Raw genomic sequence first — 12,665 nt, forward strand, 5'->3', positions numbered from 1 at the left:
TAAACTAAACGATCTGTTTTTCTAATTCTGAAATAATTAAAACAGCTTTATCAAAATCTTGCTGAATCGAAGCGCTAGAGGCCGGAGCATAACGTGCAAATTCGCAGTTTTCAGTCAAATCAATAAAACTCTTAACCGATTCTGGATTTGCATTTCTTGATAAAAGCAATTCACGAATATTGTCTTTACTCATCTCTGAAGTTTCAATATGTAGTTTCGCTTTCAGGAAGTTATGCATTGCTTTTTCCAGCGCGATATAAAATGCTTCTTTGTTGTTAAGCTGTTTTTTAGCTTCTGATAAATATTTCTTAGCCAGCTTATTATTCATTTTGATTCGGTTTCCAGCCACATCGCCATCAATTGCTTCTTTTTTCTTCTTAGCAATGATTATAATTGGCAAAATGATGAAAGGTGCAAACAACAAGGCATAATACAAATCAGAACCATAAAAATCATCTTTTTCGACAGAAACTAATGTCGTTCTTGATTTGATATATTTAAACTGATCTGTTTTCGAAATAACATTTTTAGCTGCATTTGCTGTACTATTTGCTTCAGCCTGCATTGGACCGTCTAAAACGTCAATCGCAATTTCCTGCGAAGTAATCGTTTTGTATGAACCAGTACTTAAATCAAAGTACGAAAACTGCATTGGTTTAATAATGTATTTTCCTTTGTATTGTGGTACAATAGTATATTTATCTGAAATTCTTCCTGACATGCCAGTTAAAGAAGTTGTCACTTTTTCATCATGAACCGGATCATACATTTCCAGTGCATTTGGCACAACTGGTTTTGGCAAAGTAAACAGTTTCATGTTTCCAGTTCCATTTGCGCTCACGATTAAATCAAGACCTTCGCCACTTTTTACGCTTGTTTTTGAAGGCGTAACAACGAAATTAAATTTACCAACTGCACCGCTGAAACCTTCTGGTTTTCCAGTTTCAGGAAGCGGTCTTACGTTTATTGTTTTGGCTCCGGCCGAAACTACTTTATTGTCATCCGTAATAATCATTTGACCAAACATATCGCGACGATTTGTTGGCAATTGTACACCAATATCCAATGAAAGTGGTTCGATCGTTAATTTGCCTGATTTTTGAGGATACAGGATTGTTTTTTTCAAAATTACAAAATAGCATCTTTGACCCTGAAAACTTCCTTCTTCAATTGATAATTGTTTAATATCAATGTTTTGATTCCAAAAATCATTGTATTTTGGTTTTGCCAATTCTTTAAAACCAGTAACCCCAATATTATTGAAATACAATTTGTAAACAACCGTGATTGGTTCGTTCAGATACGGATTTGTTTTTGAAATTTCAGCAACCAAATTAAGCGTTTCACTTCCTTGTCCTTGTGGTCTTTCATTTGGATCTCTTTCTTGAGCAACGGCATTTGTAACAACAATTTTTATAGGCGAAGTTTTGTAAATCTGTCCGTTAAATTCAATTGCAGCCTGACGAATTGTTACATTTCCTTTTCTATCAGGTTGTAAAATATAAGAATATATTTTTTGAAAAGAGCTTCGTCCATTAACCCATGACTGGCTTATTTGCTGACTTGGTCCGGCTACGATTTTAAATCCATCAAAATTAGGCTGTTCAAAGTTGTCTCCATCAACATTCATGATGAAGTCAATTCGAAGTCTTTCGTTGAGACCAAGCGTGTTTTTGCTTACTCTGGCTTCAAACTGAACTTGAGCCAAAAGTCCTTGAAAAGTGAATAGAAATAAAATTAAAAATCTTTTCATTTATTCGTTTAATCAGTTTTTGTTTGTTGTTTAATTGTTTAATTGTGAAATCGTTTAATCGGTTTTTTATCTAACGGATACTTTCCGAATAAACAAATTAACAATTAAACGATTAAACTTTTATTACCAGTCTTTTTCTGTTTTTTTAGGACTTCCTTTTACTTTTTGAGCGTTTACTTTATCCTGAACTTTCTTCTCTTCATTGTTAACCGCATCTAATAAATTTTGAACACGATCTTTAGATATTCCTCCAGGTTGTGGTTTTGGCTGTCCGTTATTGTCAGATTTATCATCTTTCTTCGGATCATTTTTGCCGTCTTTTTTATCCTTGTCTTTATCGCCTTTATCGTCTTTTTTATCTTTATCCTTGTCCTTGTTTTTATCTTTGTCCTTGTCTTTGTCTTTATTTTTATCCTTATCCTTGTCTTTGTCTTTATTCTTGTCTTTGTTGTCGTTTTTAGGCGGATTTTCTTTTAGCTTTTGTTTCGCCAAGGCATAATTGTAACGGGTTTCATCATCAGTTGGATCATTTCGCAATGCTTGCTTGTATGCCTCAACAGCCTGCGTATAATCTTTCTCTTTCATGAAAACATTTCCTAAATTGTGATAAGCAGTATGTTTTTCGGGTCTTGTTTTAGCATTTTTTATCGCTTTTGCGTAAGCATATTTGGCTTCCGAAATTTGATTTTGCTTATAAATGGTGTTTCCTAAGTTGTACGAAGCAGCTGCTTTTTTTGGAAATTTTGACTGTGAAATTCTATAATTCGCTTCGGCATCAACAAATTTATTCTGTTTATATTCTTCGTTCCCGTTTGGCAATGTTTTGTCTTTCTCCTGAGCAGAAACTGCTAAGGAAAACGTTAGTAAAATATAAAGAAGTAAATTTTTCATTCTAAATTTTTTATTTTTTTGTTCCGGGAATTTTACGGAACAATTATTTCTTTTCATTAAATAAATTCAACTCTTTTATCCAGTTTGTTTTTCTTTCCAAAAGGAAAATATCTAAGAATAATAATAGAAAAGCGAAACCAAGAAACCATTGAAACTGCGATTGGAATTCGGCCATTTGCGTTGCTTCAAACTCTGTTTTCTGAATGTTGTTCAAAGCATTTTTCACATAATCCAAAACTTCTTTGGTATTGCCGCCGTAAACATAACCGCCTTTTGTTGCTTTTGCAATAGTTTTTAAACCTTCCTGATTTAATTTAGTTATAACAATTTCTCCGTTTTGATCTTTCTGATGATTTCTAACAATGCCATTTTCTTTTAACGGAATTGTTCCTCCTTTTTCAGTTCCAACTCCAATCGTAATGATTTTCATTCCCAATTTATTGGCTTCTTCCGCAGCTGCAGAAGCGCCTTCAGAATGATCTTCTCCATCAGAAATCAGAATCAGTAATTTGCTTGTTTTACTTTTTTCGTCAAAATAAGTTGACGATAAACGAATTGCCTCATCAAGTGAAGTTCCCTGAGAAGAAACCATATCTGGAGTCATACTTTGCAGGAACATTTTGGCAACACTATAATCAGTAGTAATTGGTAAAACCGGGAAAGCACTTCCAGCGTAAGCTACAATTCCAATTCGGTCACTTCCTAACTGGTTGATGATTTGCGAAACAATTTGTTTGCTTTTTTCAAGACGATTTGGCGCCACATCTTCGGCCAGCATACTTTTAGAAACATCGACAGCAAAAACAATATCGATTCCTTCGCGTTTAACGGTTTCCATTTTTGTTCCAATTTTTGGATTTACAAGTCCAATAATCAAACAAGCAAGGGCCAACAGGATAATCGATAATTTTAATACTGGTTTAAAAACAGAACTTTCCGGGCTCAGTTTTTTGACCATTTCTATATCACCAAATTCGCGCTGTTTTTTTCGTTTCCAATATACATTGAAAAGAAAAATACACACCAAAATTGGTAGTAAAAATAAAAGGTATAAATATTTTTTTTCGTCTAATTCCATTTTAAATTTTAGATTTCTGAATTTAGATTTTAGATTTTTTTTAATCCAAAATTAAATGAAGCTTCTGTAAACCGTATTTCTTAAACCAACTTCCAACAATAATAAAAAGACTGCCAATGAAACAAAAAATCGGTATTTCTCGTCATAATCGTAGAATTTCAATTCCTGTATTTCTGTTGTTTCTAATTTGTTGATTGCATTATAAATTTGAGCTAATCTATCATTGCTTGTTGCTCTAAAATATGTTCCGTCCGTTTTGCGGGCAATGCTTTTCATTAATTGCTCGTCAATTTCTACTTTTTGCATTTTGAATAAGAAACCGCCATTTGGTCCGTATGCATATGGAGATTCTGCCATTCCATTTGTTCCTAAACCAATAGTGTAAACTTTGATGCCATATTGTTTTGCGATGTCTGCAGCAGTTTCAGGTTCAATAAATCCGGCGTTATTTACACCGTCTGTCAATAATATGATAACGCGACTTTTTGCTTTACTGTCTTTTAATCGGTTAACTGCTGTTGCCAATCCCATCCCAATTCCAGTTCCATCTTGTAAAGCAGTGTCATATTTTATTTCCTTTATTGCTTCCAAAATAATGGCTTTATCGCTCGTAACAGGTGTTTTGGTATAAGCTTCTGATGCGTATAAAACCAATCCAATTCGGTCATTTGGTCTTTCACCAACAAAATCTGCAGCTACTCTTTTTAAAGCTTCCATACGGTTTGGCTTCAAATCTTTTGCCAGCATACTTCCAGAAACGTCAATTGCCATTACAATATCAATTCCTTTCGTTGTTTTGGTCTGATTGCTGATGTCAACTGTTCTTGGTCTTGCTAAAGCAATAATTAATGAACATAAAGCAAGAATCCTGAAAACATATAAACATGGTTTTAGTTTCGTCAACAGTGATTCGCTGTTTTTAAAACCTACCGTTGAACTCATTTTTAAAGTTGCAGATTGTTGGTTTCGTTTCCAAAAGTACCAAGCAATCACAATCGGAATCAAAAGAAACAGCCAAAAGAATTCTGGATTTAAAAAAGTGATCTTTCCCATTAGTTACTAGCTTTTCTAAGTTCAACAGAATTTAAAATTCGGTCTGTAATCGTATTTCCGTAGCTGTCGCCTTCTTCGTGCGAAATAATAATTTGCTGCAATCCTTGTTCTTGTTTAAACAAAAGAATTTCATAATACACTTTTGTACTGCTTTTGGTAAGAGGATTTATAACTGTCATCGTTCCATATCCTTTTAAGCCCTGAACACCTTCGTTTGTTTGGTAATCTTCTTGTTTTACAATTATATTTTGTCCGCCTTGGGCTTCAATAACTTTTAATGAACCTTCTAATGTTTTGGCCAAATCGATTTCAGTTGGCGTTTTAAATTTGCTTGTAGAAACCGCAATGTAAAAATTGTCAGTCATGCCTCCATAAACAAAAAGCTGCATTTCCTTAATCAAAGCCATTGCATCTTTCGGAAGGACTTTTAGCGGATCCACTCGTTTTAAAACTTGCGGCGTTTCAAGTAAAACTCCTGGATTTCCGTATTCACTTTTTACCCATTCGCTTTCCAAAAGGCGTTTTGTTGGGTTCATTAAAACGGTATCTTTTACATTAGTGAAACCTTTTACAGCAATTAAAACAGCTGTCGTTACAATCAATAAACCAAAAACAGCTGCGACAGCAATCGTAATTCGTTTATTTCTTTGTTTCTTTAATTGAAGTTTAATCTGTTTTTGTCTTTGAGCTTCGTTCAATAATTCATCTTCTTCAGATGGAATTTCCGTCGGAATTGCATTATCAAGTGTTAAAATTACTTTCTGAATTTTGTTTCGGTCTTCAGTAATTTCAAAATCCAATGGTTTTGATTTTGCAAACTTTACTAAATCGGCCTGACGTAAAACGCGTTCTAAATTTTCAACCGTTTCTGGTGTTAAAGTCATTTTCTTTTTAGTAGAAGCGGTTCTGATTGCCTGAATTAATTCAGAAGTTGTGCTTTCCATTGCCGGAATGTGAATGGCTTCTTCAATATAATTTCTTGCAATATCAGTAAGTTCACTATAATATTCTTTGATTTCACCTTTTTGAACAAGTTCTTTTTGTTCCAGATTGTTTAATAAGCTCGTTGCTTTTTCAATTGGTGTTTTATAAACTTCTTCTTCGATTTTCTTTTGTTGGCGTTTTTTTACATACCAATACACAAATGCTCCAATACCAAGAATAATCAATAATGCTAAAACATATTTCCACCAACTTCCAAGACCTTCGTCAGCAGTGCTGATGTCTTTGATATCGTACATTTTTTGTTGTAAAGTATCGACTTTTACATTGGCAACTTCAACTTTGATAGAGTCAGATAAAAAAGGTTTTTTGTCGATTAAAATCGTAACACTCGGAATTACATATTTTCCAGAATCAAATTGTGTTAGTCCATATTTTTTGATCAGCTCATAATTGCCGTCTTTCTTTACTGTATCAACTGGATACGACTGAATAACTTCTAAAGCCCCAAAGGTTTTTTGTTTAGGAAAAACAACTTTCGATTTTGAACTTACAACCGTTTTCAGCGTAAGCTTGAACTCAGCGCCAATTTTGTTTTTTGTAGTATCAATACTAGTTTCGACTTGTTTTTGCTGTGCAAAAACCGCCGATGTAAGCAAAAATAGAAATATGTAAAATTTTAATTTCATTTGATTTTTGATTTCAGATTTTAGTCTAAAACGATGCTTAAAAATGGAACACTAATTACACAGATTTAAGCAGATTATATTTTTTATAATTGAAAAACGATATTTTAAAATCTAATATTCTAACCCTCTAATCCCGAAGTTTCGGGATAATTATCTAGACTTGAAATAGCCTAATAATTTAGTTACATAATTTTCATCGACTCTTGTGTTTACCACGCCAGCGCCAGATTTGCTGAAAGTTTCCTTAAAATAATTTACTCTTTCGTGATAATGTTTTTCATAGTTCATTCGAACTGTTTTTGAACCTGTATCAACCAAAATTGTTTTTCCAGTCTCAGCATCCAGCATGTTTACCATTCCCAAATTTGGAATTTTTTCCTCACGGATATCATACACGCGAACTCCGGTAAGGTCATGTTTTTTTGAAGCAATTTTTAAAGTTTGCTCATAATTTTCAGACATGAAATCTGAAATCATAAAAACAATGGCTTTCTTTTTCTGAGTTCCTGATAAAAATTTTAAAGCTTCAGAAATATCAGTTTTGTGGCTCTTTGGTTCAAATTCGATTAATTCACGAATAATTCTTAAAACGTGTGAACGGCCTTTTTTTGGTGGAATATACAACTCAACATTATCAGAAAATAAAATCAATCCAATTTTATCGTTGTTTTGTGTAGCCGAAAAAGCCATCGTTGCCGCAATTTCGGTTACGATGTCTTTTTTAAACTGAGTTTTTGAACCAAAACCTTCAGAACCCGAAATGTCAACCATTAAAACCATGGTCAATTCGCGTTCTTCTTCAAATACTTTAACGTGAGCTTCGTTGTAGCGTGCGGTTACGTTCCAATCGATGTTACGAATATCATCTCCGTATTGGTATTGACGCACCTCGCTAAACGTCATTCCTCGTCCTTTAAATGAAGAGTGGTATTCTCCTGAAAAGATGTGATTGCTCAATCTTTTGGTCTTGATTTCTATTTTCCGTACTTTTTTTAAAAGCTCTTTTGTATCCATTCTATTTGTTTAAAGTTTAAAGTTTAAAAGTTTCAAGTTTGTCTTGCAACAACCTGAAACTTGAAACTTGAAACAAATTTTTAAGGTACCTCAATCTCGTTAACGATTTTGTTGATAATGTCTACAGAAGTAATGTTTTCTGCTTCTGCTTCGTAAGTGATTCCAACTCTGTGACGTAAAACATCGTGAACAACTGCACGAACGTCTTCTGGAATTACATAACCACGACGTTTGATGAAAGCATAACATTTAGCAGCATTAGCCAAGTTGATACTTCCACGAGGAGAAGCTCCAAAACTGATAAGCGGTTTTAAATCGGCTAATTTGTATTTTTCTGGGTAACGTGTAGCAAAAATGATATCTAAGATATATTTCTCAATTTTTTCATCCATATAAACTTCACGAACAGCTTCTTGTGCACGTAAAATTTGTTCTACAGAAACCACTGGGTTTACTTTTTCGTAAGATCCTTTTAAGTTTTGGCGAATTACAAAACGCTCTTCGTCAATTTTTGGATAATCGATAACAGTTTTTAGCATGAAACGGTCAACCTGAGCTTCAGGAAGCTGGTATGTTCCTTCTTGTTCAACTGGGTTTTGAGTTGCTAATACTAAAAATGGACGATCTAATTTGAAAGTTGTATCACCAATTGTTACTTGTTTTTCCTGCATCGCCTCAAGAAGTGCAGATTGTACTTTTGCAGGAGCACGGTTGATCTCATCCGCAAGTACGAAATTAGCAAAGATCGGTCCTTTTTTAATAGAGAATTCGTTTGCTTTAATATTGTAAATCATCGTTCCGATAACATCGGCAGGCAATAAATCGGGCGTAAACTGGATACGGCTGAAAGAACCCTGAACCGCTTGAGATAGCGTGTTAATAGCTAAAGTCTTGGCCAAACCAGGAACTCCTTCAAGTAAAATGTGACCTTGTCCTAAAAGACCAATTAATAAACGTTCGACCATGTGTTTCTGGCCCACAATAACTTTGTTCATTTCCATTGTAAGAAGGTCTATAAAAGCACTTTCTCTTTCAATTTTTTCATTGATCGCTCTAATGTCTAAAGTCGTTGTATTTTCTTCCATATAAATGTTTTTAAAAGCTTTTTTAAACTCTTGATTTTTACGTCCGGTTTTTGAGAGTGCAAATTGAATATTTTTTGAGAAGTAAGATGTTAAAGAATGGTTAAAACTTCGACCAAACACCTAATTTTAAGGACGAATTGTGAATCTATTTTTATATTTTTAAGAACTTTGATGGATATGTTTTTAAAAAGCATATTTATTACCAAAAATAACGCAATATAACCATGAGCAAAACAACATTATCGCCTATTATTTCAGGCACTATGAATTGGGGAATCTGGGACAAAAACCTTTCGGCTAAAGAAATGGAAAACTTGATACAAATTAGTATCGAAAACAAAATTACCACTTTTGATCACGCCGATATTTATGGCGACTATACCACCGAAGCTGAATTTGGAAAAGCATTTAAAGCAAGTAAAATTTCCCGCGAAAAAGTACAATTAATTACAAAATGCGGTATTCAGTTGGTGAATGAAAACCGCAACACAAAAATCAAACATTATGATTATTCTAAAGACTATATAATTTGGTCTGTAGAAGAATCACTGAAGAAACTCAAAACAGATTTTATCGACGTTTTTTTATTGCACAGACCAAGTCCGCTGATGCAGGCTGATGAAATTGCTGAAGCAGTTGAAAAATTAAAATCGGAAGGAAAAATTATTGATTTCGGACTTTCGAATTTTACAAGTTCTCAAACCGAATTAATTCGCCAGAAAACAGAAGTAAGTTTTAACCAAGTGCAATTTTCGGCAACGCATTTTGAAGCAATGACCGACGGAAGTTTGGATTATATGCAAACGCATGGAATTCGTCCGTTGTCTTGGAATCCGCTTGGAACTGTTTTTAGAGAAGATACCAAAAAAACACGCCGATTGAAAAAACTGTTTTCAGTGCTTTTGGAAAAATATCATTTAGGTGCAGATACACTTTTATTAGCTTGGATTTTAAAACATCCGGCAGGAGTTATTCCAATTGCAGGAACTGTTAACGTTGCCAGAATTCAATCTTTATTAAAAGCGGTTGAATTGGATATGGACAAAGAAGACTGGTTCGCCATCTGGACAGAAAGTATGGGCGACGATGTGCCTTAATTTTTAGTATTCAGCTAAAATGCCATTAAAAAAATATTGGCCACAGATTTTACAGATTAAACGGATTTGCACAGATATAAAATTATTGTAATCTGTAAAATCTGTGGTTAAAAAATAAAAAACAAGAATGAAAAAAACAGCCCTAATTACTGGAGCAACAAGCGGAATTGGAAAAGCAACCGCACAAATATTGGCAAAAAACAATTATAAAGTTATCCTTTGCGGAAGACGCAAGGACCGTTTAGAAGAATTGGAAAAAGAACTTTCGGCTTTTACAGAAGTACATTCTTTATCTTTTGATGTTCGGGATAAAGATGCCGTTTTCTTAGAAATTAATTCTTTGCCAGAAGATTTTTCAACAATTGATGTTTTAATCAATAATGCTGGAAATGCACACGGTTTAGATCCGATTCAGAATGGAGATATTGATGATTGGGATGCCATGATTGATATTAATGTAAAAGGTCTTTTGTATGTTTCTAAAGCAATTATTCCACAGATGATTGAAAGAAAAGCGGGACATATTATCAATATCGGATCAATTGCAGGGAAAGAAGTTTATCCAAACGGGAACGTTTATTGTGCTTCAAAACATGCTGTAGATGCCATCAACAACGGAATGCGAATGGATTTGAATCCGTACGGAATTAGAGTTGGTGCAATTCATCCAGGAATGGTAGAAACTGAATTTAGTGAAGTTCGTTTTAAAGGCGATGCCGACAGAGCGTCAAATGTGTATAAAGGTTTAGATGCGCTTCAGGCAGAAGATATTGCAGATATTATTCATTTTGTAGTTTCAAGAAAGTATCATGTTAATATTGCAGATTTAATTGTTTTCCCTACGGCTCAAGCCTCAGCGACAATTGTCAAGAAAAATATTTGATAGAAAATTTTATTGTAGAGACGCACAGCAGTGCGTCTTTTTTACGTTTTAAGGTTATGGATTGGAATTAAAATGATTACGAGTTTTTAATTAGTGTAAATTAGTGTAGCGACAGAAAAAAATTAGATCATGATTAATAAGCGCCTTTTGATAAAGAATTTACTTGCTCACAATGACGAGAGTAGTTTTTATGATAAAAAAAGGCAGCTGAATTTGCATACGCGCGAAGGAAAAGGAAAGTTCCTGAAGCATATTTGCGCATTGTCAAATTCAAATCCAACGAATAACTCTTATATTGTTGTTGGTGTTGAAGATCAGGATAATGAAATTGTTGGCGACGATTTTTTCGATGACAGCCGAATTCAGAATCTGGTAAATGCTTTTTTGGAAAATCCACCAAAAATTCAATATGAAAATGTACCGTTTCCAAATCTTCCCAAAGATAAAGTAATCGGATTGGTTACCATTAAGCCGAAAAGCAAAATCTCTTATTTTAAAAAAGGTATTCATACGATTCTTGCAAATAGCATTTTTGTTAGGCGCGGAAGTAATTCAATTCCTTTAGAAAATCATGAAGAAGTAGAGAAGAATTATCAAAATACCGAAACCGTAATTGGTATCGAAAATAATTCCCGAAACAGTATTCAGTATACACTTGACGGCGTTATTGATTTTATGAATTTCAGGCACAAAGATATGTCGCCGAAATATCGTGTTTTTAAAGAATTATTTGTGATTTGCTGGGCAGGAGTTCCTAAAAAATCCCGTGATAAAACCTTTCTTTCCCGTGTTGATATTGAGTTAATCAACGAGCAAATTAAACTTTTTTACTCGGCTCAGGATGTTGTAACGATAATTTTTGACGATGATAGTTTTACGATTACAGAGTATGTTCCGCTTGGATTAAATGACAAAACAAGTTACTATCCGCTAGAAGAACAAACCATTCGTTTTTTTGATAATGGTTATTATAAAATCGATCGAAAAATACTTTTTCATCCTCCCGAATTCAATCGCAAAATGCTTTATCATATTTACAATTCAAATATGGCATTGCTTCAAAAATTGCAAAAAGGAATAGTTTTGTCTGAACGAGAATTGATCGATCTGGAAAATCTTCCTTCTACTTTTATGATTTGTTATCTGAATGGTTTTGATGAAGCCAAACAAAAACTGATCGATTCAAAATTACTTTTAAAACCTTTTCCGCAAGTCTATTTGTCTTTTAAAGAAGCGCTCCGAATTCTGCGAAAAATGAAATATGATGTTCAGTAAAAAAAAGGCACAAAGGTACAAAGTAACAGAGGTGCAAAGGTTTTCTATAGAGACGCACTGCAGTGCAATAAACTTTTAAATTTGAGTAAAAAAACTTAGAATCTTAGCAACTTAGAACCTTAGAATCTTTTTAATGATATTTCAAATATTGGTTTATTTCATCATACGGAAATAAGATTTCTTTTGGGCCATCAGCATAAGAAGCGGCTTCATAGGAGTTGTAGTATAACAGAAGGCCTTCTTCAGTATAAAAAATATTTTGTGGCAATTGAAATTTGTCGTTTTCAAACATTAAACCTGTTGCATTGATATTTGCTTTAGCAGGAATTTTATATTTCTCTCTGAATTTTTTTTCGGCGAAAGCCTTAAATGCTTTTTCTTTTTTGAATAATTGATCGTTAAAAATTGTTTTTCCGGTTTTTGGATCAAATAATAACGATTTAAAGCCTTGATAACCATGTGCGCCGCCGGTAAAAGTGTAGTGGTCAATTTTAATGTTTAAAATTTCTTCAGAATGAAATTCGACATTTCCTATAATTTTTCCTTCCCAACCAAAAGTCTCAGTTGGAAATTTTTTATGCATTTCTTCATAAGAAGAAATAAATGATTCTGTGAGGATATTGTAATTGGTTGCTTTTGCAGGATTTTCGTCAAAATAAACAATCTCTTTTATGACTTTGAAAACTTTTTTATTGATACTGTCTGCAGTAATTTTTACATTTTTTGCAATTGGAACTTCAATAGTGATTACAGGACAATCGCTTTTGCAGGGAATAGTAGATTTTTTTTCAAACGTCTCATTTTCAAATGAAAGCTCTTTGTTACAACTTGTGAATATCAAAAACAAAAAGACTAAAGAAGTATAATGTTTCATATATGTGAAAGTTATTTGTTAGCAGACATAA

11 protein-coding genes are annotated in these 12,665 nt (G+C 33.5%); 3 read left to right on the forward strand and 8 right to left on the reverse strand.

Annotated features, from left to right (window positions below):
- Positions 1-4: 4 nt before the first annotated feature.
- The 7 genes from GQ47_RS21720 to GQ47_RS21750 form a co-directional block, all read right to left on the reverse strand.
- Positions 5-1,753 (reverse strand): BatD family protein, encoded by a 1,749-nt coding sequence (locus tag GQ47_RS21720; RefSeq protein WP_035653055.1) that lies wholly within the window; start codon positions 1,751-1,753, stop codon positions 5-7.
- A gap of 123 nt (positions 1,754-1,876) precedes the next feature.
- Complete coding sequence (locus GQ47_RS21725; protein WP_035653526.1) at positions 1,877-2,644, reverse strand: tetratricopeptide repeat protein; 768 nt, start codon at positions 2,642-2,644, stop codon at positions 1,877-1,879.
- 43 nt (positions 2,645-2,687) lie between these two features.
- The gene (locus GQ47_RS21730; protein ID WP_035653057.1) at positions 2,688-3,722 is read right to left on the reverse strand and encodes a vWA domain-containing protein; all 1,035 of its coding nucleotides are present in this window, start codon (positions 3,720-3,722) and stop codon (positions 2,688-2,690) included.
- A gap of 51 nt (positions 3,723-3,773) precedes the next feature.
- Positions 3,774-4,775, reverse strand: a complete 1,002-nt coding sequence (locus tag GQ47_RS21735) for a vWA domain-containing protein (protein ID WP_035653059.1) — start codon at positions 4,773-4,775, stop codon at positions 3,774-3,776.
- The gene (locus GQ47_RS21740; RefSeq protein WP_035653062.1) at positions 4,775-6,406 is read right to left on the reverse strand and encodes a phenylalanine--tRNA ligase subunit alpha; all 1,632 of its coding nucleotides are present in this window, start codon (positions 6,404-6,406) and stop codon (positions 4,775-4,777) included. Before GQ47_RS21740 ends, GQ47_RS21735 begins: the two co-directional genes overlap by 1 nt.
- Positions 6,407-6,556: 150 nt before the next feature.
- Positions 6,557-7,420 carry a DUF58 domain-containing protein gene (locus GQ47_RS21745; RefSeq protein WP_035653065.1) on the reverse strand — a complete coding sequence of 288 codons (864 nt, stop codon included), beginning with the start codon at positions 7,418-7,420 and terminating at the stop codon, positions 6,557-6,559.
- Positions 7,421-7,500: 80 nt separating this feature from the next.
- Positions 7,501-8,505, reverse strand: coding sequence for an AAA family ATPase (locus tag GQ47_RS21750; protein WP_017497457.1), 1,005 nt, complete (start codon positions 8,503-8,505; stop codon positions 7,501-7,503).
- Between the two features lie 224 nt (positions 8,506-8,729).
- Between GQ47_RS21750 and GQ47_RS21755 the strand changes: the two genes are divergently transcribed.
- The 3 genes from GQ47_RS21755 (at position 8,730) to GQ47_RS21765 (ending at position 11,760) form a co-directional block, all read left to right on the forward strand.
- Positions 8,730-9,602, forward strand: coding sequence for an aldo/keto reductase (locus GQ47_RS21755; protein ID WP_035653067.1), 873 nt, complete (start codon positions 8,730-8,732; stop codon positions 9,600-9,602).
- A gap of 127 nt (positions 9,603-9,729) precedes the next feature.
- Positions 9,730-10,485, forward strand: a complete 756-nt coding sequence (locus GQ47_RS21760; protein WP_035653070.1) for an SDR family NAD(P)-dependent oxidoreductase — start codon at positions 9,730-9,732, stop codon at positions 10,483-10,485.
- A gap of 129 nt (positions 10,486-10,614) precedes the next feature.
- A complete protein-coding gene (locus GQ47_RS21765) occupies positions 10,615-11,760 on the forward strand; it encodes an ATP-binding protein (RefSeq protein ID WP_035653073.1) in 1,146 nt (381 codons plus the stop codon).
- A 130-nt stretch (positions 11,761-11,890) separates the two neighbouring features.
- On the opposite strand, the gene GQ47_RS21770 is transcribed toward GQ47_RS21765, so the two are convergent.
- Positions 11,891-12,634, reverse strand: coding sequence for a DUF3298 and DUF4163 domain-containing protein (locus GQ47_RS21770; RefSeq protein ID WP_035653074.1), 744 nt, complete (start codon positions 12,632-12,634; stop codon positions 11,891-11,893).
- Positions 12,635-12,665 lie beyond the last annotated feature (31 nt).

The sequence above is a fragment of the Flavobacterium sp. ASV13 genome (genome assembly GCF_000745775.1).
Lineage (GTDB): Bacteria > Bacteroidota > Bacteroidia > Flavobacteriales > Flavobacteriaceae > Flavobacterium.